This window comes from Curtobacterium sp. PhB142 (assembly GCF_004341255.1).
GTDB lineage: Bacteria > Actinomycetota > Actinomycetes > Actinomycetales > Microbacteriaceae > Curtobacterium.
In genome coordinates this window covers 56,575-82,554 of sequence record NZ_SLUT01000011.1, presented here as the reverse complement: position 1 = coordinate 82,554, position 25,980 = coordinate 56,575, and the positions used below count along the sequence as shown (strand labels likewise).

At 70.8% G+C, this 25,980-nt stretch carries 24 protein-coding genes and 1 rRNA gene; 20 read left to right on the top strand and 5 right to left on the bottom strand.

What is annotated here, in order from left to right; all coding sequences use genetic code 11:
- The 11 genes from rrf to EDF31_RS17940 form a co-directional block, all read left to right on the top strand.
- Window positions 1-87: ribosomal RNA gene (gene rrf / locus EDF31_RS17985) — 5S ribosomal RNA — on the top strand; the annotation flags it as partial.
- Window positions 88-1,508: 1,421 nt separating this feature from the next.
- A complete protein-coding gene (locus tag EDF31_RS17980; RefSeq protein WP_131847192.1) occupies window positions 1,509-2,321 on the top strand; it encodes a hypothetical protein in 813 nt (270 codons plus the stop codon).
- Between the two features lie 31 nt (window positions 2,322-2,352).
- Window positions 2,353-3,324 (top strand): HAD-IIA family hydrolase, encoded by a 972-nt coding sequence (locus EDF31_RS17975; protein WP_131847190.1) that lies wholly within the window; start codon window positions 2,353-2,355, stop codon window positions 3,322-3,324.
- A 10-nt stretch (window positions 3,325-3,334) separates the two neighbouring features.
- The gene (locus EDF31_RS20090; protein ID WP_165901481.1) at window positions 3,335-3,502 is read left to right on the top strand and encodes a hypothetical protein; all 168 of its coding nucleotides are present in this window, start codon (window positions 3,335-3,337) and stop codon (window positions 3,500-3,502) included.
- Window positions 3,503-3,515: 13 nt separating this feature from the next.
- Window positions 3,516-4,328 (top strand): TlyA family RNA methyltransferase, encoded by an 813-nt coding sequence (locus EDF31_RS17970; protein WP_243650133.1) that lies wholly within the window; start codon window positions 3,516-3,518, stop codon window positions 4,326-4,328.
- Window positions 4,325-5,254, top strand: a complete 930-nt coding sequence (locus tag EDF31_RS17965; RefSeq protein WP_111086586.1) for an NAD kinase — start codon at window positions 4,325-4,327, stop codon at window positions 5,252-5,254. Before EDF31_RS17970 ends, EDF31_RS17965 begins: the two co-directional genes overlap by 4 nt.
- A gap of 25 nt (window positions 5,255-5,279) precedes the next feature.
- Complete coding sequence (gene recN / locus EDF31_RS17960; RefSeq protein ID WP_131847188.1) at window positions 5,280-6,974, top strand: DNA repair protein RecN; 1,695 nt, start codon at window positions 5,280-5,282, stop codon at window positions 6,972-6,974.
- A gap of 137 nt (window positions 6,975-7,111) precedes the next feature.
- Window positions 7,112-8,827: a CTP synthase gene (locus EDF31_RS17955; protein ID WP_173170571.1), complete on the top strand. Its 1,716-nt coding sequence runs from the start codon at window positions 7,112-7,114 to the stop codon at window positions 8,825-8,827.
- Between the two features lie 162 nt (window positions 8,828-8,989).
- Window positions 8,990-9,565, top strand: coding sequence for an NUDIX hydrolase (locus tag EDF31_RS17950; RefSeq protein WP_207896285.1), 576 nt, complete (start codon window positions 8,990-8,992; stop codon window positions 9,563-9,565).
- Complete coding sequence (locus EDF31_RS17945) at window positions 9,562-10,143, top strand: DUF1349 domain-containing protein (RefSeq protein ID WP_131847185.1); 582 nt, start codon at window positions 9,562-9,564, stop codon at window positions 10,141-10,143. Before EDF31_RS17950 ends, EDF31_RS17945 begins: the two co-directional genes overlap by 4 nt.
- A gap of 19 nt (window positions 10,144-10,162) precedes the next feature.
- Window positions 10,163-11,179 (top strand): site-specific tyrosine recombinase XerD, encoded by a 1,017-nt coding sequence (locus tag EDF31_RS17940; protein WP_131847207.1) that lies wholly within the window; start codon window positions 10,163-10,165, stop codon window positions 11,177-11,179.
- Window positions 11,180-11,293: 114 nt separating this feature from the next.
- Here the strand turns inward: EDF31_RS17940 and EDF31_RS17935 are convergent, their stop codons facing one another.
- Window positions 11,294-11,740 carry a DUF2510 domain-containing protein gene (locus tag EDF31_RS17935; protein WP_165901480.1) on the bottom strand — a complete coding sequence of 149 codons (447 nt, stop codon included), beginning with the start codon at window positions 11,738-11,740 and terminating at the stop codon, window positions 11,294-11,296.
- Window positions 11,741-11,869: 129 nt separating this feature from the next.
- On the opposite strand from EDF31_RS17935, the gene EDF31_RS17930 reads away from it, so the two are divergent.
- The gene (locus tag EDF31_RS17930; RefSeq protein WP_243650134.1) at window positions 11,870-12,334 is read left to right on the top strand and encodes an ASCH domain-containing protein; all 465 of its coding nucleotides are present in this window, start codon (window positions 11,870-11,872) and stop codon (window positions 12,332-12,334) included.
- 9 nt (window positions 12,335-12,343) lie between these two features.
- Here EDF31_RS17930 and EDF31_RS17925 read toward each other — a convergent pair whose 3' ends face one another.
- The gene (locus EDF31_RS17925; protein ID WP_131847179.1) at window positions 12,344-13,381 is read right to left on the bottom strand and encodes an LLM class flavin-dependent oxidoreductase; all 1,038 of its coding nucleotides are present in this window, start codon (window positions 13,379-13,381) and stop codon (window positions 12,344-12,346) included.
- A gap of 50 nt (window positions 13,382-13,431) precedes the next feature.
- Here EDF31_RS17925 and EDF31_RS17920 point away from each other — a divergent pair, with 50 nt between their 5' ends.
- Window positions 13,432-13,764 (top strand): TraR/DksA C4-type zinc finger protein, encoded by a 333-nt coding sequence (locus tag EDF31_RS17920; RefSeq protein WP_111086578.1) that lies wholly within the window; start codon window positions 13,432-13,434, stop codon window positions 13,762-13,764.
- 131 nt (window positions 13,765-13,895) lie between these two features.
- Window positions 13,896-14,351: a TIGR02611 family protein gene (locus EDF31_RS17915; protein WP_243650131.1), complete on the top strand. Its 456-nt coding sequence runs from the start codon at window positions 13,896-13,898 to the stop codon at window positions 14,349-14,351.
- Window positions 14,352-14,512: 161 nt separating this feature from the next.
- Here EDF31_RS17915 and EDF31_RS17910 read toward each other — a convergent pair whose 3' ends face one another.
- Window positions 14,513-15,766, bottom strand: a complete 1,254-nt coding sequence (locus tag EDF31_RS17910; RefSeq protein ID WP_131847177.1) for an MFS transporter — start codon at window positions 15,764-15,766, stop codon at window positions 14,513-14,515.
- A gap of 100 nt (window positions 15,767-15,866) precedes the next feature.
- On the opposite strand from EDF31_RS17910, the gene EDF31_RS17905 reads away from it, so the two are divergent.
- Together EDF31_RS17905 and EDF31_RS17900 are read left to right on the top strand one after the other, a co-directional pair.
- Window positions 15,867-16,232: a helix-turn-helix domain-containing protein gene (locus EDF31_RS17905; RefSeq protein WP_123314349.1), complete on the top strand. Its 366-nt coding sequence runs from the start codon at window positions 15,867-15,869 to the stop codon at window positions 16,230-16,232.
- A gap of 44 nt (window positions 16,233-16,276) precedes the next feature.
- On the top strand, window positions 16,277-17,836 hold the full coding sequence (locus EDF31_RS17900) for a methyltransferase (protein WP_207896286.1): 1,560 nt from the start codon (window positions 16,277-16,279) through the stop codon (window positions 17,834-17,836).
- A gap of 34 nt (window positions 17,837-17,870) precedes the next feature.
- Here EDF31_RS17900 and EDF31_RS17895 read toward each other — a convergent pair whose 3' ends face one another.
- Window positions 17,871-18,731: an NAD(P)-dependent oxidoreductase gene (locus EDF31_RS17895; protein WP_111086594.1), complete on the bottom strand. Its 861-nt coding sequence runs from the start codon at window positions 18,729-18,731 to the stop codon at window positions 17,871-17,873.
- Window positions 18,732-19,657: 926 nt separating this feature from the next.
- On the opposite strand from EDF31_RS17895, the gene EDF31_RS17890 reads away from it, so the two are divergent.
- The gene (locus EDF31_RS17890; protein ID WP_131847175.1) at window positions 19,658-20,389 is read left to right on the top strand and encodes an SAR2788 family putative toxin; all 732 of its coding nucleotides are present in this window, start codon (window positions 19,658-19,660) and stop codon (window positions 20,387-20,389) included.
- Window positions 20,386-20,817, top strand: a complete 432-nt coding sequence (locus EDF31_RS17885; RefSeq protein WP_131847173.1) for a hypothetical protein — start codon at window positions 20,386-20,388, stop codon at window positions 20,815-20,817. The genes EDF31_RS17890 and EDF31_RS17885 overlap by 4 nt, the downstream gene beginning before the upstream one ends.
- 208 nt (window positions 20,818-21,025) lie before the next feature.
- On the opposite strand, the gene EDF31_RS17880 is transcribed toward EDF31_RS17885, so the two are convergent.
- Complete coding sequence (locus tag EDF31_RS17880; RefSeq protein ID WP_123341243.1) at window positions 21,026-21,616, bottom strand: TetR/AcrR family transcriptional regulator; 591 nt, start codon at window positions 21,614-21,616, stop codon at window positions 21,026-21,028.
- Between the two features lie 131 nt (window positions 21,617-21,747).
- Between EDF31_RS17880 and EDF31_RS17875 the strand changes: the two genes are divergently transcribed.
- Both EDF31_RS17875 and EDF31_RS17870 read left to right on the top strand, forming a co-directional pair.
- Window positions 21,748-23,016, top strand: coding sequence for an MFS transporter (locus EDF31_RS17875; protein ID WP_243650128.1), 1,269 nt, complete (start codon window positions 21,748-21,750; stop codon window positions 23,014-23,016).
- A 147-nt stretch (window positions 23,017-23,163) separates the two neighbouring features.
- Window positions 23,164-25,584 carry a glycoside hydrolase family 3 C-terminal domain-containing protein gene (locus tag EDF31_RS17870; protein ID WP_131847199.1) on the top strand — a complete coding sequence of 807 codons (2,421 nt, stop codon included), beginning with the start codon at window positions 23,164-23,166 and terminating at the stop codon, window positions 25,582-25,584.
- The last annotated feature ends 396 nt before the right edge of the window (window positions 25,585-25,980 follow it).

Here is a 25,980-nt window from a genome sequence, read left to right as displayed (position 1 = left end):
GGTCACATTCCGAACCCGGAAGCTAAGCCTCTCAGCGCCGATGGTACTGCAAGGGGGACCTTGTGGGAGAGTAGGACGCCGCCGGACTTAACGTAAGAAGATGTGGCCATCGGCCCTCCATCGTGAATTCGCAGGGGAGACCCTCGTTCACGGTGGTGGCCGGTGGCCATTTCTGTTTTGCCGCTCGTCGCTCGACGTCGGCTCCGGTTCGTGATGGACTGGAGCTCGAACGTCGGTCCGACCGACGCGGCACCCAACACAACGACACAGCGGACGAACGCCCGGCCTTCGGTTCGGGCACGCGATGAGGAGCAACGGTGGCGAACGACGACGAGCGGCGGAACGACGGCGACCGGGGAGACCGACCCCGACGGGACGACCGAGCCCCTCGACGCGACGGAGGTCCGCGCGGAGACGCTGCGAGCGGAGGCCGTTGGTCGTCCGGTCCACGTGACTTCGAACGCCGTGAGGGCGACCGTCGTGACCGTCCTGAGCGCTCCGACCGTCCGTTCCGCGACGGCGCTGCACGTCGCGACAGTGCGCCGCGGAGCGGTGGCGACCGTCCGTTCCGCTCAAGAGACCGTGACGATCGTCCGTCGTGGCGGAGCGATCGCGGCGACTCCGGCCGTCCGCCGCGCGGCGACGGCCCCCGCGGTGCTGAGCGTCCGCGCCGCGACGGGGACCGTCCGTTCCGGTCGGACCGCCCCGCGCGTGATGGTGACCGTCCCGCCTACCGTGGTGGTTCGGATCGTCCGCGTCGTGATGGTGACCGCCCGTACCAGGGCGGTTTGGATCGTCCGCGTCGTGATGGTGACCGCCCGTACCAGGGTGGTTCGGATCGTCCGCGTCGTGATGGTGACCGCCCCGCCTACCGCGGTGGCTCGGACCGTCCCGCCCGCGACGGCGATCGTCCTGCTCACCGCGGTGGTTCGGATCGTCCCCGTCGTGATGGCGACCGCCCCTACCAGGGTGGTTCGGATCGTCCGCGTCGTGATGGCGACCGTCCCGCGTACCGCGGTGGTTCCGACCGTCCCGCTCGCGATGGAGACCGCCCGTACCGCAGCGGCTCTGACCGCCCGGCGCGTGACGGGGACCGTCCGTCGTACCGTGGAGGTTCATCGGACCGTCCGCGTCGTGACGGCGACCGTCCCGCGTACCGCGGCGGCTCTGACCGTCCCGCGTACCGCGGTGGTTCCGACCGTCCGGCGCGTGACGGCGACCGTCCGGCCCGCGATGGCGACCGTCCGCGTCGTGACGGTGACCGTCCCTCCTTCCGGGGCGCTTCGGACCGTCCGGCCCGCGGTGGCGACCGCCCGCGTCAGGACGGTGGCGACGACCGCCGCCGCTTCGGCGACGGGACGCGTCACGCCGGCGCACGGTTCGGCGAGGCAGCCCGCGACGACTGGGAAGACCGCGACCCGTACGGCACGAAGTCGATCCGTCCGCGCCACGACGCCCCGGACATCCCCGACGAGATCGATGCGCGCGACCTCGACCCCGCAGCGCGCATGGAGCTGAAGACGCTCAGCAAGGACAACGCCGACTGGGTCGCCCGGCACCTCGTGGCCGCGGCGCTGTTCGTCGACGAGGACCCCGCTCTGGCGAACGAGCACGCCCTGAGCGCCGCCCGCCGTGCCGGTCGCGTCGGTGTCGTCCGCGAGACCGCTGCGATCACGGCGTACCGCCTGGGGGACTTCGCGACCGCGCTGCGCGAGCTCCGCACCTACCGGCGCATCTCCGGCCGCAACGACCAGCTCCCGATGATGGTGGACTGCGAACGAGGCCTCGGCCGCCCGGAGCGCGCGCTCGAACTCGGCCGTTCGGTGGAGCGTGCCGCGCTCGACACCGCCGTGCAGGTCGAACTCGCGATCGCGATGTCCGGCGCACGCATCGACCTCGGGAACCCCACAGCTGCCCTGGGCGAGCTGGAGATTCCACAGCTGGACCCGTCCACGGCCTACACGTGGTCACCGGCGCTCTACAGTGCTTACGCGGCCACGCTCGAAGAGCTCGGCCGCCAGGACGAGGCCGACGAGTGGTGGGCCCGTGTCGACCGTGCGGCAGCGGCTCTCGCCGAAGCCGCCGACGAGAACGCTTGGGAGACAGTTGATGTGGTCGAGGAAACGCTCGAAGTCGAAGAACACGGAGACGCCGGCGAGCTCGACGACACCGACCAGCTCGACGACGACGCCGACCTCGACGACGACGACGAGCCAGCCCTCGCCGAGCCCGAGGTCGTCGGCGAACCCGGCGCCGCCGACGAGCCCGGCGAACTCGACGACGACAACCCCCGCGACGTCGACGGCTCCGCAGCCGACTGACGTCCCGACCGCGCCGACGGACGGCGTCGACGTGGTGCTCACGGACCTCGACGGCGTCGTCTACCGGGGGCGGAACGCGATCCCGCACGCGGTCGAGGCGCTCACACGGGCCTCGCTGACCGCACGGGTCGGGTACATCACCAACAACGCGTCCCGACGACCGATCGACGTCGCCGAGCACCTCGAGCGCTACGGGCTCGAGGTGTCCGAGGACGACGTCGTCACGTCGTCGCAGGCGGGCGTGCAGCTCCTGTCGACGCTGGTGCCCGCCGGCGCGACGGTGCTCGTCACCGGTGGGCTGGGACTGTCGAGCATCGTCGAGGCCGCTGGCTTCACGGTGACGACCAGTGCCGAGGACTCCCCGGCCGCGGTCATCCAGGGCTTCTCCCCGGACCTCGGGTGGAAGGAACTGGCCGAGGCGTCGTTCGCGTTGGCCGACCCGGCGATCCCGTGGGTCGCCACGAACATGGACTGGTCGATCCCGGTCGAGCGCGGCATCGCCCCCGGCAACGGCACGCTCGTGTCCGCGGTCCACCAGGCCGTGGGGCGGATGCCCGTGGTCGCCGGCAAGCCGGAGCGCCCGATCTTCGACGCCGCGGTCGAGCGGTTCGGCGGTGGGAAGACACTGTTCATCGGCGACCGTCTCGACACCGACATCAAGGGAGCGAACGACGTCGGGATCCCGAGCGTCCTCGTGCTCACCGGCATCGACCAGGCGAAGCAGGTGCTCGCGGCCGATCAGCGATCGCGTCCGGTGTTCGTGCTCGAGGACCTCCGTGGTCTGTCCGAGCCCTACCCGGTGACCGTCCGGCGGCAGGACGACGACGGCACGCGGTACGTCACCGTCGGCAGCGCCACCGTGGCGATGCGGGGGCACGTGATGCGGGTGCTCGACGCCGGCAGCGACATCGATCGGCTCCGTGCCGGCGCGGCGCTGATCTGGGAGTCCGGCCTGGCCATCTACGGTCTCGACGTGGACCCGCAGCTGTACGGCGGCGAGTAGCGTGTCGGACGTGCCGAACCCCGAGCAGCCGTCCGCCGACCTGGAACCGCAGGACGAGTTCGCCGCGCGCACCTCGGCGGCCGAGGCCCTGCCGCTCGTCGAGCGCGCCGACGCGTTCTCGGCACTCCACGACGAGCTGCGCACGCGGCTCGAGAGCGGCGGCACCGCGAGTGCCTGAACCGGACGGAGCCGTGCCCGACGCGACCCCGGTCCGCCTCGACGCCCTGCTCGCGACACGTGGCCTCGCACGGTCGCGCACCGCTGCCACCAAGCTCATCCAGGACGGCCGGGTGACGGTCGACGGTCGTCCCGTCGTGAAGCCCTCCACCCCGACCTCGCCGGCTGCCGACATCGTGGTCGACGCGGCCGACGAGTGGGTCTCCCGCGCTGCCCAGAAGCTGGTCGGAGCGCTGGATGCGTTCGGCGTCGACCCGTCCGGCCGTGTGGTGCTCGACGTCGGTGCGAGCACGGGTGGCTTCACGCAGGTGCTCCTGGCCCGTGGTGCTCGCCGGGTCATCGCGCTCGACGTCGGGCACGGGCAACTGCACCCGACGATCGCCGTCGACGAGCGTGTCGCCGTGGTCGAGGGCACCAACGCCCGCAGCCTGACCCGGTCGGACTACCTCGCGCTCGACGGCGCCGCAGCCGAGACGACCCTGGTGGTCGGCGACCTGTCCTTCATCTCGCTCCGGCTCGTGCTGCCCGCCCTGGCCGAGGCCGTCCCCGCCGACGACTTCGTCCTGTTGGTGAAGCCGCAGTTCGAGGTCGGTCGCGGCGGGGTGCGCGAGGGCATCGTGCACGATCCGGCACTCCGAGACGACGCCCTGATGAACGTCCTGTGGGCCGCATGGGACCTGGGCTTCGGGACCACCGGGCTCGCGGCGTCGCCGATCATCGGGACGCACGGGAACCACGAGTACCTCGCGCGCTTCCAGCGTGGTGTCGGTGGCAATCCGACAGAATGGAGAGTCCGGGCAACCGAACTCACAGAGGGGACCGCATGAGCGACGACCGGCACATCCTGCTCGTCTCCCACACGGGTCGCCGTGACTCGATCGACGCTGCGGTCGAGGTCTGCGACCTCCTGCACGCCGCCGGTCTGATCCCGGTGATGCCGTTCGACGAGTACGCCGACATCCGGCGGGCCGAAGCCTCGGTGGGGCAGGTCGACATCCTGGGCGTCGACGTCCAGGCGGACCAGCTCGAGATCGTCATCGTGCTCGGCGGCGACGGCACGATCCTGCGTGCGGCCGAACTCGTGCGCGAGACGCGGGCGCCGATCGTCGGCGTGAACCTCGGGCACGTGGGCTTCCTGGCGGAGAGCGAGCGGGACGCCCTCGCCGAGACCGTCGAGCGCGCCCTGTCGGGTGAGTACCACGTCGAGGAGCGCGTCACCCTGCAGGTCGACGTGGTCGTCGGCAACCAGATCGTCTACTCGAGTTGGGCGCTCAACGAGGCCACCATCGAGAAGGCCTCGCGCGAGCGCATGCTCGAAGTGGTGACCGAGGTCGACGGTCGCCCGCTGTCCTCGTTCGGGTGCGACGGCGTCGTCGTGTCGACCCCCACCGGGTCCACGGCGTACTCGTTCTCCGGCGGCGGTCCCATCGTCTGGCCCGACGTCGACGCCCTGCTGATGGTGCCGCTCAGCGCGCACGCCCTGTTCGCCCGCCCGATCGTGGTGGGCCCGGACTGCACGCTCGCGATCGAGGTCCTGCGGCGCACGAGCGGTGTCGGGGTGCTGTGGTGCGACGGTCGCCGGACGCACGACCTGCCGCCGGGCGCTCGCGTCGAGGTCCGACGGTCGCCGGACCCCGTGCGGGTCGCGCGCCTCAAGGACGCTCCGTTCACCGACCGGTTGGTCGCGAAGTTCCGGCTCCCCGTCACCGGGTGGCGCGGGCCGCAGACCGACGAGGACGAGGACCACCTGTGACCGGCCGAGGCGAGGAGCACCACCGATGATCGAGGAGATCGCGATCCGTGACCTCGGGGTCATCGGCGAGACCACGCTCGAACTCGGTCCGGGGTTCACCGTCGTCACGGGCGAGACCGGTGCCGGCAAGACCATGATCGTCACGGCCCTCGGGCTGTTGCTCGGTGCTCGGGCGGACGCCGGTTCGGTCCGCCGTGGTGCCTCGAGCGCCGTGGTCGAGGGCCGGTGGAACGTCCCCGAGCACGCTGCCGTCGCCGAACGCGTCGAGGACGCCGGCGGCGCGGTGGAGGACGGCGAACTGATCCTCACGCGCACGGTCTCGGCCGAGGGGCGCAGCCGTGCGACCGTCGGGGGCCGCAGCGCTCCCGTCGCCGTGCTCGGTGAACTCGCGGACCAGCTCGTGACGGTGCACGGCCAGTCCGACCAGATCCGACTGACCTCGTCGACCGCGCAGCGTGCGGCGCTCGACGGCTTCGGCGGGGCGGCCCTCGAGAAGGCCCTGAACCGGTACGTCGCCGCGTACGACGCGTGGCAGCAGCACACGGGCGAACTCGAGACACTGACGCGCGACCGCGACGAGCGGGTGGCCGAAGCCGACCGGATCCGCGCTGCCTCGGACGAGATCGAAGCGGCCGACCCGCAGCCCGGCGAGGACGTCGAGCTCGCCGAGCGCGCCGACCGGCTCGGCAACCTCGAGGAACTCCGGCTGTCCGCGGCCCTGGCGCACGAGGCCCTGTCCAGCGAGTCCCTCGACGGCGTCTCCGACGTCGTCGGCCTGGTCGAGTCCGCCCGACGCGCCGTCGAGCGGGTCGCCGACTCCGACGCCGCCCTGCAGCCCGTGCTCGAACAGCTCACGGAGCTCGGCATCCAGGCGGCCGAGGCCTCGGCGAGCATCTCCAGCTACCTCGGCTCGCTCGAGCCCGAGGCCGGTCACGACCTCGAGCTCATCAACGAACGGCGCGCCCTGCTCGCCGGCCTCACCCGCAAGTACGGCGAGACCGTCGACGACGTCATCGACTACGGGCAGCGGGCGAGCGACCGCCTGCTCGAGCTGGACGGCGACGACGACCGCATCGCCGCCCTCCAGCAGTCCGTCGAACAGGACGAACAGGCCCTCGCGGCGGCCGCGGCCGCGTTGACCGCTGCCCGCACGAAGGCGGCAGCGGACCTCGCGAAGCGCGTCACGACCGAGCTGAAGACGCTCGCGATGGCCGGCGCCACCCTGGTGGTCGAGGTCACCGACGCGGGGGAGTACCGCCGACACGGACGCGACCAGGTGTCGATCCTGCTGCAGCCGCACTCCGGCACCGACCCCCGACCGATCGGCAAGGGGGCATCGGGCGGCGAGCTCTCGCGCGTGATGCTCGCGATCGAGGTCGTGATGGCCGGCAGCACGACCGTGCCGACGTTCGTCTTCGACGAGGTCGACGCCGGCGTGGGCGGTGCCGCGGCGATCGAGATCGGCCGTCGGCTGGCGAAGCTCGCCGAGCGCACGCAGGTCATCGTCGTCACGCACCTGGCGCAGGTCGCGGCGTTCGCGAACAACCACCTCAACGTGGTGAAGGACGCCAGCGGCGCCGTGACCTCGTCGAGCGTGCGACGGCTCGAGGGCGAGGACCGACTGCAGGAGATGGCGCGGTTGCTCTCGGGACTCGGCGACAGCGCGAGCGGCGTGGAACACGCCCGCGAACTGCTCGACGTGGCCGGCCAGACGGCCTGACCTGCCACGCGGCCGCAAGCAAGCAAGCAAGCACGCCCACGCGCGCACGGCCCGAAGACCCGGCCGCCCACCCCGCGCAACGCCCACGGCGAACCGAGGTCGCGCCTCCCGGCAGTTCTGACGTACGATGGAATCCCGTGGCGGACACTCTCAGCAGCGGTACCCAGGCAAACACCCCGACCCCGAAGGTGACGAAGCAGATCTTCGTGACCGGCGGGGTCGTCTCGTCTCTCGGCAAGGGCCTGACGGCAGCCAGCCTCGGCAATCTCCTGACGGCTCGCGGCCTCAAGGTCGTCATGCAGAAGCTCGACCCGTACCTCAACGTGGACCCGGGCACCATGAACCCGTTCCAGCACGGCGAGGTCTTCGTGACCGACGACGGTGCGGAGACGGACCTCGACATCGGACACTACGAGCGTTTCCTCGACATCAACCTGGCGCAGTCGGCGAACGTCACGACCGGCCAGGTGTACTCGACGGTGATCGCCAAGGAGCGTCGTGGCGAGTACCTCGGTGACACCGTGCAGGTCATCCCGCACATCACCGACGAGATCAAGCGTCGGATGCGCGAGCAGGCGGAGAACGACCCGCAGCCCGACGTCATCATCACCGAGGTCGGCGGCACCGTCGGCGACATCGAGTCGCAGCCGTTCATCGAGTCGGCGCGCCAGGTGCGCCACGAGCTCGGCCGCAACAACGTGTTCTTCGTGCACGTGTCGCTCGTGCCGTTCATGAACGCGTCGGGTGAGCAGAAGACGAAGCCGACGCAGCACTCGGTCGCCGCGCTCCGCTCGATCGGCATTCAGCCCGACGCCCTCGTGCTGCGGTCGGACCGCCCGGTGTCGGACTCGAACAAGAAGAAGATCGCGCTGATGTGCGACGTCGACGAGGACGCCGTGGTGAACGCCGTGGACGTCCCGTCGATCTACGACCTGCCGACGCTGCTGAACAACCAGGGCCTCGACCAGGTCATCGTCGACGCGCTCAAGCTCGAGGCCGGCCCGGTCGACTGGACCGCGTGGACCCCGGTGCTCCGTGCCGTGCACGAGCCGAAGAAGGACGTCACGATCGCCCTCGTCGGCAAGTACATCGACCTGCCGGACGCCTACCTGTCGGTCACCGAGGCGCTCCGTGCCGGCGGCTTCGCGCACGACGCGAAGGTGACGCTGAAGTGGGTCGTCTCCGACGACTGCACCACGCCCGAGGGCGCTGCGAAGCAGCTCGGCGACGTCGACGGCATCTGCATCCCCGGTGGGTTCGGCGTGCGTGGCATCGAGGGCAAGCTCGGCGCGCTGCGCTTCGCCCGTGAGCAGGGCATCCCGACGCTCGGCCTGTGCCTCGGCCTGCAGTGCATGGTCATCGAGTACGCCCGCCACGAGGCCGGCCTGACCGACGCGTCGAGCACCGAGTTCGACCCGGAGACCTCGACGCCGGTCATCGCGACCATGGCGGAGCAGGTGGACATCATCGCCGGCGGCGACCTGGGCGGCACCATGCGCCTCGGCTTGTACCCGGCGACGTTCAGCTCCGGGTCGTTGGCCGAGTCGCTCTACGGTGCGCCCGAGGCGTCCGAGCGCCACCGTCACCGCTACGAGGTCAACAACACGTACCGGCAGCAGATCGCGGACGCCGGCCTGGTGTTCTCGGGCACGTCGCCCGACGGCAGCCTGGTCGAGTACGTCGAGCTGCCGCGCGACGTGCACCCGTTCTACATCGCGACGCAGGCGCACCCGGAGCTGCGCTCGCGTCCGACGAACGCGCACCCGCTGTTCGCGGGGCTCGTCGCGGCCGCGATCGAGCGCCACGAGGCGTCCAGCCTGTTCGACCCGCAGAACGAGGAGCAGGTCGCGTAACGCGCGTTGTCGATGACGGGAGGCGCGGTGCCAGCTGGCACCGCGCCTCCCGTCCGTCTGTGGTCGCGCCCACGGAACCTGGTTCCGGACACGGAACCACGGAACGACGCAGTGCTGTGTCCGGAACCTGGTTCCGCGAGGGGCGCGTGCTTGGATGGTTCCGTGACTGACGCACCCATCGCTGACGAAGCCGCCTCGTTCGAGGTCACCGAGTCCACCGTCGTGTACGACGGCGCCGTCTGGGACGTGCGCCGCGACGCGATCGCGTACCACGACGAGACGATGGTGCGGGAGTACATCGACCACACCGGTGCCGTCGCGGTCTACGCCGAGGACGACGAGGGCCGTGTCCTCGTGATCCAGCAGTACCGGCACCCGGTTCGGGTGCGCGACTGGGAGCTGCCGGCCGGGCTACTGGACGTCGAGGGCGAGGACCTCCAGGTCGCTGCCGCCCGCGAACTCGCTGAAGAGGCCGACCTCGAAGCGGACACGTGGGAGCCGCTGGTCCGGTACAACACGTCGTCCGGCGGGAGCAACGAGTTCCTGCAGGTCTACCGCGCCCGGGGCGTGCGGCCCACGACGACGACGTTCGAGCGCGAGGCCGAGGAAGCCGACATCGTGAAGCGGTGGGTGCCGCGGGCCGAGCTGGTGGAGGCGATCCTCGATGGTCGGCTGCACAACTCCGGGCTGGTCGTGGCGGTGCTCGCGGTGGATGCGCTCGAGCGAGGCCGCGCATGAGCCTGCGAGAACTGGTCGACGCGGCGACGTGGACGCACGAGCCCGAGGCCGCGGAGCTCGACGGCGATGTGCTGCGGGTCACGGCGGCCCGGGGCAGCGACGCCTGGCGGACCACGTCGTACGGGTTCGTGCACGACTCCGAGCACGCGCTGGTGCAGCCCCTCGATGGGTCGTTCTCGGTCGAGGCATCGTTCGTCCTCGACTACACGGAGCAGTTCGACCAGGCCGGTGTCTTCCTGCGCGTCGACGAGCGGAACTGGATCAAGGCCGGTGTCGAGTTCTCCGACGGGACGCCGCAGCTCGGCGCCGTGGTGACCCGTGACTTCTCGGACTGGTCGGTGGCGCCCGTGCCGGAGTGGGTGGGACGTGTGGTGACCGTCCGGGCCAGCCGCGACGGTGATGCCGTGACCGTCCGGGCGTGGGCCGACGACGAGGAACCCCGGCTGGTGCGGGTTGCGTACCTCGATCCCGATGCTGCCGTGTCGGCCGGACTGTTGTGTGCAGCTCCGACGCGAGCCGGCCTGACCGTGACGTTCACCGGGTACCGGGTCGGGGCCCCCGACGAGGCACTGCACTGACCGTGCGCCTGCTGTCGTGATTCCCCTGGACCGTGCCACGGAGACGTACCTGCGGCACGTCGCGATCGAGCGCGGGCTGTCGCAGCACACGCTGTCGGCGTACCGGCGTGACCTGGCGGTGTTCACCTCGTGGCTGACGACGGCTTCGGTCGTCGAGTCCGACGGTGCCGACCGGGCCGGCGGGGCATCTGCGATCGACGACGTCGGGCGGCTCGCTCGGGCAGACGTCTCGGAGTTCGTGACCTACCTGGCGACGAAGCCGGACGGTCCGCTGGCACCGAGGTCGATCGCCCGGATGCTCAGCTCGGTGCGCTCGTTCACGGCCTTCGCGGCGGGGGAGGGCTGGCTGCCGCTCGACCCCGGTACCGCCGTCCGGCCGCCGAAGGCCCCGATGCGGCTGCCGAAGGCGATCTCGGTGGAGGACATGGAGCGGCTGCTCGGAGCGGTGTCGACGGACGTCTCCGCAGACGGCGCTTCCGGTGTCGACGACCCCGTGCGGCTGCGGGACAAGGCGTTGCTCGAACTGCTCTACGCCACCGGCGCGCGGATCTCCGAGGCGGTAGGGCTGTCGGTGGACGACGTGACGTCGCTGTCCGACGACTCGGCTCCGGACGCCGACGGTCTCGCCGTCGTGAAGGTCACCGGCAAGGGGAACAAGCAGCGGGTCGTGCCGCTCGGCAGTTTCGCCCGGGCGGCGATCGACGCCTACCTGGTGCGTGCGCGGCCGGTGTTCGCGGTACGAGGTCCGTCGACACCGGCGCTGTTCCTCGGTGCCCGTGGAGCGCGGCTGTCGCGGCAGAGCGCCTGGCTCGTGATCCAGTCCGCCGCTGCTGCCGCCGACCTGGAGGCGCACGTGTCGCCGCACACCTTCCGGCACTCGTTCGCGACGCACCTGCTCGAGGGCGGGGCTGACGTGCGCGTGGTGCAGGAATTGCTCGGGCACGCGAGCGTCGCGACGACCCAGATCTACACGATGGTGACGGCGGACATGCTGCGGGACGTGTACCAGACGGCGCATCCGCGGGCGCGGCGGTAGGTCTCGTCGTTCGGCGGGCCCGGGCGTGCACTTCGTGAGCAGCAATGGTCGGGTCGCTGGTCGGCACCCGACCATTTCTGCTCACGAAGTCGGACGGTGACGGCCCGGGACGCGTCAGAAGAGGTGGTACTGGGCCGAGGCCGCCACCGCGCCCGTCGCGACCGCCACCACGACCGCGCTCGAGGACGCACTCCTCGCAGCGACCGCCCACCCACCGGTCGCACCGGGGCGGACGACACCGACGAGCCCGCACACGAGGGCGAGCGCGCTGCAGACACCCAGCGGGTTGACGAGGATCGACGTCAGGGCCAGCAGCACCGCGAGCACCGTGAACACGCACAACCGTCGGTCGCGACCGCCGCCGGACGCCCACGCGTGGGTCCGGATCGATGCCGTGTGCACGGAGAACGAGGGACCGACAGGTGCGACGGCGATCGGCAGGACCGGTTCCGGAGCGTTCGGCAGGACACGGGTCGCGGCACCCCAGGCGTGACCGTCCCACCAGCGGAGACGACTGGCGTCCTGCGGGTCCGGGAACCAGCCTGCGGCCGGCAGTGTCACGGGGACTCCTCGAGGTGCGGGGGACGGTGCTCCTCGACGGTAGGGGACGCCGCCCCGCCGCCACAGTCCCAAGGCGGGTGTCGGCACATGTGCGGACACCCGGCGGTGCGCTACGGTCGGCTGGTGACCCTGACCCCCGATGGCTTCTGGAACGCGCGGCGCGACGAGGCTCCGGAACTGCCTGCCGAGGTGCCGGAGGCGTGGTCGTTCGGTGCCACTCCGGAGCAGGCAGACGAGCTGCTCGGCCTGGTGCTCCGCGGGGTCAAGGACGGCACAGCGTCATCGCTCTGGGACTACGAGGCGACGGGTGACCCGCTCCCCGCGACCGGGGAGTGCAGCATCGTGACCGACGGCGCCGGTGTTCCCCGGGCCGTCATCGAGACGACGGACGTCCGGATCGTCCCGTTCGACGCCGTCGGGGCCGAGCACGCTCGCGCCGAAGGCGAGGGCGACCGGACTCTCGAGCACTGGCGCACGGTGCACGAGGCGTACTGGCGCGCGCACTCCGAGAACCCGCGCGGCTTCGAACCGGACATGCCGGTGGTCTGCGAGCGCTTCCGGCTGATCTGGCCGACGCTGACCGTCAGCGCCTGACCGAGCAGATCAGGCCGGGACGGGTGCCGCGTCGACCTCGGTGAACACGTCCTTCACGGCGGCGAGCAGCCGCGCGTTGAAGTCGACGCCGAGCTGGTTCGGCACCGTGACGAGCACGGTGTCGGCAGCGCGGACGGCCTGGTCGGCCGCGAGCTCCGCGACGAGGTCCTCGGGTGAGCCGATGTACGAGCGGCCGAAGCGGGCGAGCCCGCCGTCGAGGTGCCCGACCTGGTCCTGCCCCTCGACCTGTGCGCGCACGCCGAAGTAGTGCCGCGACTCGTCGTCGATGATCGGGATGATGCTGCGCGACACCGACACCCGAGGGGTCCGCTCCCAGCCCGACTCGGCCCAGACGCGGCGGAAGCGCTCGATCTGCTCGGCCTGCAGTTCGTCGAACGGCACGCCGGTGTCCTCGGTGAGCAGGGTCGACGACATCAGGTTCATGCCCTGCTCGGCGGTCCACTCGGCGGTGGCTCGTGTGCCGGCGCCCCACCAGATGCGGTCGCCGAGCGAGTCGGAGAGCGGGGAGATCGGCAGCGATCCGACCGAGCCGGTCATCTGCGGGTTGGCGTTCGCCATCGGTTCGCCGGCGATGGCGCGACGGAACACGCTGGTGTGCGCGCGGGCCATGTCGCCGCCGTTCTCGTCGGACGCGTCCGGCACGTAGCCGAACTGCTGGTAACCGGCGAGGGCGGTCTCGGGTGAGCCACGGGAGACGCCGAGCTGCAGTCGTCCGCCGGAGATGAGGTCGGTCGCCGCGGCCTCCTCGGCCATGTAGAGCGGGTTCTCGTAGCGCATGTCGATCACGCCGGTCCCGATCTCGATCCGGCTGGTCTTCGCGGCGATCGCGGACAGCAGCGGGAACGGTGCCGCCTGCTGCGGTGCGAAGTGGTGCACGCGGAAGTAGGCGCCGTCGACGCCGGCCTCTTCAGCAGCGACCGCGAGGTCGATCGCCTGCACCAGGGACTCACGCCCGCTGCGCACCTTCGACCCCGGCACGTCGCGCCAGTGTCCGAACGACAGGAACCCGATCTTGGTCATGTCGATGCAAACGCATCCGGAGAGTCGGGCATTCCGTCACGACTACGGTGTCCGCCATGGACGACCCCCGCACCGCGCTCGACACGGAACGCGCCCGCAACGAACGGCTGCTCGCCGACGTCGAGCGGAGCATGCGCGACGTCAGTGACGCCCGCCAGGACGCCAACTCCGACGACGAGCACGACCCCGAGGGCGCGACCCTCGCGTGGGAGCGCGGCTCGCTCGGCGCCGTCCGCGACGCGGCCCGGCAGCGGATCGAGCAGGTGGACGCCGCGCTCGCGCGGCTCGACGCCGGCACCTACGGAACCTGCGCGGTCGGCGGCGAACCGATCCCAGCGGCCCGATTGGCCGCCGTCCCGTGGGCCGCGACGTGCGTCGCCCACGCGTGACGGGCCTCCCGGCGGACACTCGCTGACGGACGGGAGGCGCGGCGCATCCCCGCCACACATCCTCCGTCACGCGCACCGCGCGTCCACCGCGTGCGCCGCGGATTCCCAGCCGCACGCCCTACGTTTTCGGCATGGACGGCGACGCGAACGACGGACCCGGCGAGGGCCGGACCGACGGTGCGCCGCGTCAGCGCTTCCAGTGGTTCCACGACATGCGGACCTGGATCCACGCCAGGCCGCACCTGCACCTGTTCTACAAGGTGCTCGTCGGCATCGTCGGCGGGCTGGTCGTCATCATCGGACTCATCCTGGTGCCGCTGCCCGGGCCGGGATGGCTCGTGGTGTTCATCGGACTCACGGTGCTGGCGAGCGAGTTTCACTTCTTCCACAAGATCATCGTGTGGCTCAAGGCGCAGCTGCACCGCTTCTGGGACTGGGCCAAGCGGCACGGACCGAAGCGCCTGCGCGATGCTGCCGACCGGGGCAAGGCCGACGTCGACGCCGCCCACACGGGTGCTGCGCGGACGGTCGGGGTGCGTGCTCGTGGACGGGCGCGCGGCGCCAACTCGGCGCACTCGGGCCACTGAGTCGGCCCGTCGCGTCCGGCACCGTGCCGTGTTGGTCACTGCGTGCGAGGTTGATGGCTCCGTGCGGCGCTGTATGCGCGCACTGAGCGAGCAACCTCGCACGGGATGACCAACCTCGCACCGTGCGCCTGGCGCGCGCCGCCCGCCGGGCGGACGGCCCGCTACTCCGCAGCGACGCGGATCGAGCCGGTGGCGGTGCGCTCGATGACCTCGGCGGCCTGCTCCTCGACGGCGGCTGCTTCCTTCGACGTCAGCTGCAGCACGAGCGCGACGACGGCCGCGAGGACGATGAACCCGCCGTACCCGGCGATGACGGGGACGAGGCCGATCGACGGTTCGAGCAGCCCACCGATGACGGCGGGGACCCCGAACGCCAGGTAGCTGACGACGTAGATCGTCGAGAGCAGTCCGGCGCGGTGGGTCGGTGCCGCGGTCGCGAGCAGCATCCGCAGCGGTGCCTGGAACCCGGCACCGAAGCCGACGCCGGCGATCGCACTGCCGACGACGAGGCCGGGAAGGGAGTGGGCCATCACGAACGCCACGGTCACGATCGGGCCGAGCACCAGGGCGACGAGCCCGACGAGCACGGCGCGACGAGCGTCCATCCGCTGCGTCGCGAGTCCGGTCAGCGCGCCGACGCCCGTGACGACGGCGATGAGTGCGCCGGCCGCGAAGTGGTTCGTGATGCCGAACACGGCACCGAGGGCCGAGGGGACGAGCGAGAGGAACATGCCGCCGAGGGCCCAGCTGGCGACGAGGGAACCGACGACGCCGCGGAACAGTCGACGCGAGCTCCGCGGCACGCTGATCGTCGGACGCAGCGAACGGAGTGCTCCGGGGCGCCGTTGGACCTGCTCGGGGACCACGAACAGTGCCAGCACGAGGAGCACGAGCAGTGCGCCGAAGACCAGGTAGACGAGCTGCTCCGGCGCCGGACCCCACTGCACGAGTGCACCGCTCGACATCGCACCGGTGGCCAGCGCGATCGGCGGGATGACGCCGTTCAGCACGCCGGCCAGGGTCGGGTGCCGCTCGAGCGAGTTGTCGATGAGGGCCGCCCCGAGCGCACCGATCAGGAGTCCGACGGAGACGCCCTGCACGATGCGGTCGACGATGAGCGCGCCGACGCCGTCCGCGATCGCGAACAGTCCGAGCGACAGGGCGACGCCGAGACCACCGGCGACGAGCACGGGCTTGCGGCCGACGTGGTCGGACAGTCGGCCGGCGATCAGCAGACTCGCGAGCAACCCGGCGACGTAGATGGCGAAGACGCCGGTCAGCATCAGTGGCGTGAGGTGCCACTCGGCGGCGTAGACCGGGTAGATCGGCGAGGGGACCGCGGACGACGCGACCGACACCAGGAGCATCGCCGCGAGGATCCAGAACCCGGCGACCGAGCGAGCTGACTGCTGCATGAGCATCCTTCCGATGGTCCGTTGTACGACTGCATTCGTACCGTAGTCCGCTGTACGACGCAAGTCGTACAGCAAGCCGAACGGTGGTAGCGTCCCGTCCATGCCCGCGCACGTCGATGCCCCCGAGCGGCTGCCCCAGCCGTCCGTGGCCGAGATGGACCTCCCCGTCGTCCTGGACGCCCTGAGCGACCCGATCCGGTTGGCGATCCTGCACCGCTACCTCGTCGACGCCGCCGGTGGTGAACGGAGCTGCGGCTGGGTCGGCATCGACCGACCGAAGTCCACGCTCACCCACCACTTCCGGGTCCTGCGCGAGGCCGGACTGCTCGAACAGCACCTCGAGGGCCTGACCCGCATCAGCCGGGTCCGGATCGAGGACGTGCAGCAGCGGTTCCCGGGGCTGCTCGACCTGGTGCTCGACTGGCAGGTGCCCGCGGCGCTGCTCCGCGACGGGATCGAGTCGTGAGCACGGTACCCGGCGCGGGTGCCGGCGCCGGCGCCGGGGCGGCCGTGCACACGCTCCCCGACATCGGTGCTGACCCGGCCGTGACGACGGCGCTCGCCGCGGACCTCGACGCCGCCGGCTTCACCGTCGACCGGGTCGATGCACTCTGGGGGACCGAAGCGGCCGCATCGCTGCACCGGGGGTCGCGAGTGGCGGCCCTCCGTGCCCTGGCTGCTCGTGAGACATCCCCCCTCGGCACCCTCGCCACCCTGTTCGTGCTCGGGCTGCCGACGTCCCGCGCGGACGTCGCAGTCGCGTTCCCGACCGCCGGGCTCGACGCCGTGGTCGCGACAGGGCTGCTGCGGGTCTGTGGCACTGACACCGACACCGACGCCGCAGTCGTGGAGCCGACGGTGGACCTGCGTCCCTACGCCTTCGTCGACGACCTCGGCGCCGGCAGCTGGTGGATCGTCTCGGACCTCGGCGAGCTCGCCCTCGGCCACGCGATCAGCGAGGAGCACGTCCTCGGCATCGGCGGTGCGACCACCACCCTGAGCGGCCTGCAGGTACCCGTGCCGGTCCGCACGGTGCTCGACCTCGGCACCGGGTGCGGGATCCAGGCCATGCACGCCCGACGCTTCGCCGAGCACGTCGTGGCCACCGACATCTCGCGCCGCGCCCTGGACATCGCCCGCTTCAACGCGCAGCTGAACGGCATCGACGGCATCGACTTCCGGTACGGCTCGCTGTTCGAACCCGTCGCCGGTGAGCGGTTCGACCGCATCGTGTCGAACCCGCCGTTCGTCATCACACCCCGCCGGCCGGGCGTCCCCTCGTACGAGTACCGCGACGGCGGCATGGTCGGCGATGCGCTGGTCGAGACCGTGCTCCGCGGCCTGTCCGAGCACCTCGAGCCCGGTGGGACCGCGCAGTTGCTCGGCAACTGGGAGTACCACTGGGGCGTCGACGGCCTCGACCGTGTGCGCAGCTGGTTCGCGGACACCGACCTCGACGCGTGGGTCATCGAGCGCGAGCGCCAGGACCCCACGTCGTACGCCGAGACCTGGATCCGCGACGGCGGCACGAAGCCCGGGACGCCCGAGTTCGACACGCTCATGGGCGCGTGGCTCGACGACTTCGCGGACCGCCGCGTCACCGGCGTCGGTTTCGGCTACGTCGTGGTGCGTCGAGCCCTGCCAGGAGGAACGGCGAGCCTCCGCCGGTTCGAGCGCGTCCCCGAGACGCTCGGCTCCAACCCCGCCGGGCTCGGAGCCACGGTCGCTCGCGTCCTGGACGCGGCCGCGTGGCTCGCCGCGCACGACGACGCCGCGCTCGCCACTGCGCACCTGACGGTGGCGGGCGACGTCACCGAGGAGCGCTACTACTGGCCGGGCAACGACGACCCCACGGTGATGACGCTCGTGCAGGGCGGCGGACTCGGACGGCGGGTGGACGCGGACACGGCGCTCGCTGCGTTCGTCGGAGCCTGCGACGGGGACTTGTCCGTCGCAGCGATCGTCGGCGCACTGGCTCAGATCACGGGTGTCGACGAGCAGGTGCTCGCCGCCGACCTGTTGCCGGCGGCGCGCGACCTGGTGCTCGACGGGCTGCTGCTGCCGGCCTAGCGAAGGGGCGGCTCAGCGGCGGACGCGGGCGCTGCTAGCGGCCGTCGCGCCAGCTGTGCTCGGGGGCGTAGCCGAGCAGCTCGCGGGCCTTCTCGGACGACAGCAGCGAGCTGACGCCGTCGATGTCCGCGCGACGCTCGATGTCGGGCACGTAGCGCTCGACGAGCTCGATCGTCGGGGTGTCCATCACGGTGTCGGGGCTCGCGATGACGAACGCCTCGAACCCGGTGAGCTCGGCCTCGACGGCCTTGCGGACCGCCTGGGCACCGTCACGCGAGTCGATGTAGGACCACAGGTTGAAGGTCTTCGCCTCGGGGGTGGCGTCCCACGGGAACGCCGGGTAGTCGGTCTCGTCCATCACGTTCGAGAACCGCAGGCCGATCATCTTCAGTTCCGGGTCCCAGCGGGTGAAGTGGCGGGCCATCTCCTCTTCGACCGCCTTGCCGAGCGAGTACGACGACTGCGGGCGGACCGCGAACTCCTCGTCGACGGGCAGGTAGGGCGGGTGGTGCTCGCCCATCGGGATGCCGAGCAGGGTCTCGCTCGACGCCCACACCAGGTTCTTGATCTTCGCGGCGCGTGCGGCGTGGAAGACGTTGATCGACGCCGTCACGTTGTTCGTGATGAGCGCCACGTCGGGGACCTGCCCCGGAGCGGGCACGGCCGCGAGGTGCACGACGGCGTCCACGTGGTCGTACCGGTCGTCGATGCCGAGCAGGGCGTTCAGGACCTGGCCGTAGTCGGTCAGGTCGATCCGGACGAACTGCACGCCCTCGGGCTGGTCGGGGGAGGGCACGCGGTCGAGCAGCACCACGTCGTACCCGTGCGCATCGAGGTCGCGCACCACCGCTCGTCCGAGCTTGCCGCTGCCGCCGGTCACCACTACACGCGTCATCGCGTCACTCCACATCGTCGTCGGGTCGCCCTCCGGGCACGCCCCATCCTGCCCGGCGCCGCCTGACCCGACCAGGCCCTGTCCGTACCCCGCTCCGCCGCAAGCCAGCTGGATTGTGCATCTGGTGTTTAGTATGGCAGTGTCAGTTACATGCTTCGGTGGGGATGCAGCGCAGTCGCGGTCATGACGCTGTTGAGTGTCGCTGGCTGCGCACACGTGTCGGACTGGACGCCAACTCGATCAAGCAGCGATCGAAGCATTGCGATCGTCGACGGTGGGCTGGGGTCATCGCGCAAGGTCGAGTCCTCGGTGACCAGTTCTTGGACCGTTCCAGGCCTGCCGAGCGAGCCCGTCGATGGACATGCCGATCTCCTCGCCGCAGTGATCGGAAAGCTCGGGGACGGTGCACCGTCGCTCCTTGATGTCCGTGTGGCGACCCCGGGGCGCCCGGCGACACCGGATTCGATCGCACAAGGGGTCGACTGGGCCGTGGGCCGCGGAGCTGACGTCGTGTTGATAGCGCTGAGCAGTCGGTCTGACTCGGCCGCCCTCCGACATGCCTTGCGTGACGCCGGCCGCAACGGCGTCCTGGTGTTGAGCAGCATGCGGAACGAGTTGGTCGGCTCATCGTCGTTCCCTGCGGATCACGAGTCCGTGCTGTCCGTGTCGAGCGTCGACGAGGCCCTTGCACGGGCCGCGACATCGCCGCGCGACGGTGACGTCAGCGCCATCGGTGTGGGCGTCGACCTCGGAGGCGGCCGGGTGGTCTCCGGTACCAGCATCGCGGCGGCTTCTGCCGCCGCTGCTGTGGTCCGGTGTGCTCAGTCGTCCGCTTCCCGAAGTGACCTGATCCGTGACGCGCAGCGTCGTGGACTCCGAGACGACCGTGGCGTCCCAGTGCTGCGGTGCACCGAAAGGAACAATCAATGAAGCTCTTCAAGAGGGCAGCGCCCGTCGGCATCCTCGTGACAGCGGCCATGGTCTTCGGCCTCGTCACACCAGCCTCTGCAGAATCGCTCGAGCCCGACCGAGGTGCGGCGGCAGTCGATGTGTCCGTGGTCATGGAGGGAACACCAGCCGATGCGGCGTCGGTCTCGACTCAGATCGAGTCCGAGCTCGGACTCGAGGGTGAGGCCGTCGTCTCGATCGACGCTTACGAGTTCGACAAGGTGCGTGTCGAGACAGAGCAGGAGGGCGAGGTCCTCCATGACACGTACTCGATCAGCGACATCACGATCGTCGACGACGAGAACTTCTCGGCGCTGCTCACGTCTGATTCGACCGGTGAAGCACACCTCATCGACACGTCGGTAGCCGAAGCTCAGGTGCTTCCGCTCATCCTCGTGGTCCTGGCTCGTGTAGGGCTCCAGATGGCCATCCGTCAGTTCTCGAAGGCCGCGATCCAGAGCGCAGCGAAGAAGTACGCGCTCTCGCTCGCGACGAAGAAGTGGACGCACATCATGGCGTCGAAGCACAATTGGCGGTACGTCGGGGGGACGACGCGAGCGAAGGTGGCTGATCTGATGAGCAAGGCCGTGGCCAATGGACGCTCCTCGAAGGCTCGAGACCACATCGACTACACCTGGGGGTACAAAGGGCGCACGATCACCGTCCGGACATCAACGGGGGGCCACATCAGCAACGGATGGGTGAAATGAACGGCATCGCTGACCTGGTCGACGCGGGCAAGATCGGTGATGCCGTGCAGCAAGCACGCGGGCTCACCCCGGGGCGGGTTCGCGAACTCCTGTTCGCGTCCGGCGGCTTCATGCGAGACTCTGGGCCGTACGACGAGTTCTTCCGGCGTTGGTACGCCACGCTCGACAGTCCGTACCTGCGCGCAGAAGCGGCTGACCGGTTCTGCCAGGCCTACCTGACCGAGCTGGCCGACGTCCCCGGCGCGGAGCAGTTCGGCGCGGCATTGGCGACAGAGTCGAAGCGAGACGTGCTTGGGCACCTCGCGAAGGAGATGCGCGGGCGCAACATCTCGGATTGGTCGACCTCGCCGGAGGAGCCCCTGTCGAAGGCGCAGGTCCGTGCGTGGGCCGACGCGTCGTGCGCGCTGGCCTCGGTGCGGTTGCCCTGACCGTCGCGTGACGGGAGGCGCGGCACAGGCCCGTGCCGTGCCTCCCGGCCAGGCCCTGTCCGTACCCCGCTCGGCCGCGCGAACCAGGTTCCGGACACGACACCACGGAATCGCGTGGTGCTGTGTTTGGAACCTGGTTCCGGCGGGGCGCGCGCGGGAGCGTCGGCGGGGAGCGCGCGGGACCGTCGGCGGGGAGCGCGGGGGAGCGTCAGGCGGTGGGGGCGACCTGGGCGATCGCGAGCCGGGCCACGAGCTCGACGTGCTGCGCCATGTCCCGCGACGGGTCGAACAGCCACTGGATCTGCATGCCGTCGGACACCGCGAGCAGCACGCTCGTCAGTTCCTCGGCATCGACGTCGGCGCGGAGCCGTCCGTCCTGCTGCATGGTGCGGAAGTCGGCGGACAGGTCGCGACGGCTGCGCTCGTAGCGCTCTTGGAAGTACGCGTGCGCGGGGTGCTCGGGGTCGGTCGCAGCGGCGGCGGAGAGGTTGACGAACATCTGCACCAGGCCGGGGACCTCGGCGTTGTGCCGGACGATCGCGGCGAGCAGGGCGGCCGGGTCCGGCGCCTGCCAGTCGTGGGCGAGGTCGAGCTCGTCGCGTCGTCGCAGGATCTCGACCCAGAGCTCGTCCTTGGAGTCGAAGTAGTGCAGCAGTCCGGCCTGGGTCAGCCCGACGGCGTCGGCGATGTCCTTGATGCTGGTGCGGCGGAACCCCTGCGAAGCGACGAGGTCGAGCGCGACCGTGAGGATCTCCTCGCGCTTCGCGATGCCCTTCGCGTACGAACCCCGTCGTGCCATGGCAGGACTGTACCGCTCGGAGTGCACACAGAAAACCTAGCCGCACTTGGTTTTGGTGTTACCGTGGGCGGAGCCGCCGACGAAGGCGTGCGAGTCACCGGTGCAGGTGGCGTACCCGAGAAGAGGTTGCAGTGGCCAACGACGCCCTGACCGTCAACGACACCCCGACCGCAGTCGCACCCACGCGCGGCCGAGGTGCCCCGCTCATGTACACGCTCGGCATGCCGATCGCGATGCTCGGCCTGTACATCGCGCTGCTGCCGCCGGTGCTGGTCGCCATGGCGCTCAAGGTCGCCGAGATCGCACCGGACAACCAAGCGGGTGTGCTCGGCCTGGCACTCGGTGTCGGCGCGTTCGCCGCGATGGTCGCCAACCCCCTGGCCGGTCGCTTCAGCGATCGGACTGCCGGGAGGCTCGGCATGCGTCGTCCGTGGATCATCGGTGGCACCGTGGTCGGCTTCGCGGGCCTCGTGGTCGTCGCGACGACGACCTCGACCGTCGTGCTGGTGATCGCGTGGGGCGTCACGCAGATCGCCTACAACGCCACGATCGCCGCCATGACCGCGGTCCTGCCGGACCACGTCACGCGGTCCCAGCGTGGCCGGGTCGCGGCACTGCTCGGGCTCTCCCAGAACCTCGCGCTCGTCGGCGGCACGTTCCTCGTGCAGCTCTTCTCGACCTCGGCGACGCAGATGATCATCCCCGGTGCGATCGGGTCGATCGTCGTCGTGCTCTACGCGCTCGTGTTCCGCGACCGCGTGCTCACCCACCGGCCGACGTCGAAGCTCAGCATCGGGCAGGTCTTCGGCTCGTTCGTCTTCAACCCCGTGAAGCACCCGGACCTCGGCTGGGCCTGGCTCACCCGGTTCCTGATGGTCGCCGCGCAGTACACCGCGGTGAGCTACCTGACGTACTTCCTGCGGGACGACATCGGCGTGGACCCGGACCACGTCGCGAACGCGGTGTTCCAAGGCACGCTGTGGAACGTCGTCGGCATCGTGCTCACCTCGCTCATCGCCGGCTGGCTGTCGGACAAGCTCGGCCGCCGCAAGCTGTTCGTCGCGATCGCGGGCATCGTCGGCGTGGTCGGGCTCGTGATCATCGCGCTCGCGCCGTCGCTCGGCATGGTCCTGATCGGCGAGTTCGTGATGGGTGCCGGCATGGGCGTCTTCTACGCCGTCGACCTGGCGCTCATCACCGACGTGCTGCCGTCCGACGAGGACAACGCGAAGGACCTCGGCGTCGTCAACATCGCGCAGGCCCTGCCCCAGTCGATCGTGCCCGCGGCGGCCCCGGGCGTCATCGCCCTGACCGGCGGGTACAGCGGCTTCTTCATCACCGGCGCCGTCGTCGGACTGCTCGGCATCGTCTCGGTGTCCCGCATCCGCGGCGTGCGCTGACCACACTTCCCCAGGCTCTGAACGAAAGGACCGACCACCGTGACTACCGTGAACGACGTGACCCTCCCCTCCGACTCGGCCGCCCCGCCGCTCCGCGACGCCGCGGTACCGGCCGGCGGGGGCCCAGCCTCCAGTACGGCCGAGCGCATCGACGCGCTCGTCGACCAGCTGACCACCGACGAGAAGGTGCAGCTCCTGACCGGGCGCGACTTCTGGACCACCTGGCCCATCGAGAAGATCGGGCTGCGCCGGATCCTGATGTCGGACGGCCCCTCGGGCGTCCGTGGTGAGGTCTGGGACGAACGCGACCCGTCGCTGAACCTGCCCTCGGCGACCGCGCTGTCGGCGTCCTGGGACCGTGCGATCGCGAAGCGCTACGGCGCCGCAGCAGCCGTCGAGGCACGCCGCAAGGGCGTCGACGTCGTCCTCGGCCCGACCATCAACCTGCACCGCTCGCCGCTCGGCGGCCGGCACTTCGAGGCGTTCAGCGAGGACCCGGTCCTGACCGGTGACCTGGCCGCGTCGTACGTCGACGGTGTGCAGGAGAACGGCGTGGCCGCGACCCCGAAGCACTACATCGCGAACGACTACGAGACCGACCGCTTCACCGCGTCGACCGAGGTCTCCGACCGGGCCCTGCGCGAGCTGTACCTGCTCGCGTTCGAGAAGGCCGTGACCGAGGCACACGCCTGGGCGATCATGTCGTCGTACAACTCCATCAACGGCGTCACCGCGTCGGAGCACGACCTGCTCGAGACGCCGCTGAGCTCAGAGTGGGGCTTCGACGGCATCGTCGTGTCCGACTGGACCGGCGTGCGCTCGGTCGACTCGGCGAAGGCGTCGCAGGACGTCGCGATGCCCGGACCGAACCAGTGGTGGAGCGAGGGCCCGCTGCTCGCCGCCGTGCAGTCCGGTGCGGTGCCGATCGAGGCGATCGACCGCAAGGTCCGCCGCATCCTGACCCTCGCCGCCCGCGTCGGCGCGCTCGAGGGCTTCGAGCCCGTGGCCGCGCAGCCGGTGCACGTCGAGGACGGCGTCGCCTTCGTCCGCGAAGCCGAGGCCGAGGGCACCGTCCTCGTCCGCAACACCGGCGTGCTGCCGCTCGACGCGCCCGCCGTCTCCCGCATCGCCGTCATCGGCCACAACGCCGACCAGGCCCGCACGCAGGGTGGTGGCTCGGCCACGGTCGTGCCGTCGCAGGTCGTCTCGCCGCTCGACGGGATCCGCTCGGCGTTCCCGGGCGCCACGGTCGACTACGCGATCGGTGCCGTCGTGCAGGAGGGCATCGCGGAGTTCCCGCTGTCCACCATCACGAACCCCGGCACCGGCGAGCCCGGCGCCCGCGTCGCCTTCGTCAAGGACGGCGAGGAGCTGTACGTCGAGGACCGCCGCGCCACGGCACTGTTCTGGTTCGGCGGCGACGCCCCCACGCGTGAGGCCGACCGGCTCGACATCACCACGACCTACACCGCGCCGTCCACCGGCACCGTGCGGATCGGCATCGGTGCGGCCGGCCGGTCGCGGATGTGGATCGACCGCGAGCTCGTGCTCGACGAGGACGTGCCCTTCGAGGGCGACCAGCTCGGCGCGGCGTTCCTCAACCCGCCGGCACGTTCGGTGCCCGTGTCGGTGACCTCGGGGCAGCAGGTCGCGATCCGCATCGAGTACGACGTCATCCAGGACGAGACCCTCGGCGGGGTGCTCGCGTACCAGTTCGGCACCGAGCCGTCCGACGAGGACCCGTCGGTGCTCATCGATGCCGCAGTCGAGGCTGCCCGCACGGCTGACGTCGCCGTGGTGGTCGTCGGCACGAACTCGAAGGTCGAGTCCGAGGGGTACGACCGCTCGTCGCTCGCGCTGCCCGGGCACCAGGACGACCTGGTGCGTGCGGTCGTGGCGGCGAACCCGAACACGGTCGTCGTCGTGAACGCCGGCTCGCCCGTGGAGATGCCGTGGCGGAACGACGTCGCCGCGGTCCTGCTCACCTGGTTCGGTGGCCAGGAGTACGGCAACGCGCTCGCCGACGTGCTGACCGGCGCGCAGGAGCCCGGCGGCCGTCTGCCCACCACCTGGCCGGTCGCGATGGCCGACGTGCCCGTGCTGGACGTCACCCCCGTCGACGGCAAGGTGTCGTACGACGAGGGCGTCCACATCGGGTACCGTGCCTGGCTCCGTGCCGGCACCACGCCGGCGTACCCGTTCGGGCACGGCCTCGGCTACACCTCGTGGACCATCGACGGCGTCGTCGCGACGCCGACCGTGTCCGAGGGCGACGCGGTCATCGTCACGGCGACGGTCGCGAACACCGGACCGCGCGCCGGCAAGCACGTCGTGCAGGTCTACGCCTCGCGGGAGTCCTCGGCGGTGGACCGTCCGGTGCGCTGGCTCGTCGGGTTCGCCCCGGTCCGCCTCGGCGCGGGGGAGTCGACCGAGGTCTCGATCGAGGTGCCGGCCCGGGCGTTCGCGCACTGGGACGGAGCCTGGCAGTACGAGCCCGGCGCCTTCACGCTGCACGTCGGAGCCTCGGTCACCGACGAGTCCGGGACCGCGGCCCTCGAACTGGAGTGACCAGTTCGTCCGGTTTCCGCGCACGGACGACGCCTGTTGAGTAACATCGATGTGCGCCAGTCGGCTGGTTACCGTCGGCGCACGCACCGACTACGGGGTCGCTGGTTGTGCGAATCAGCCTCCTGATCCGGCTGACGATGCCCCAGCTTCCCCGGTGCGTCCAGAATGCGTCCCCGCGTCCGCGCGGGGGCGCATTCGTCCGTTCCGACGGTTCCCGCCGGGAACGGCTTCGGCCAACCGGTTGACGGACTTCGTGCAATCCGGGCAAAACGGGTGACGGATGGTCAACTTTCTCGTCCTGAGGGCACACCTCAGTGTGACAAACCGCTCGGTAGGTGGAACGATGGTCCCACCATCCCGTGCGGATCAGGGACGAGATGGTCATCCGGCAGGGCT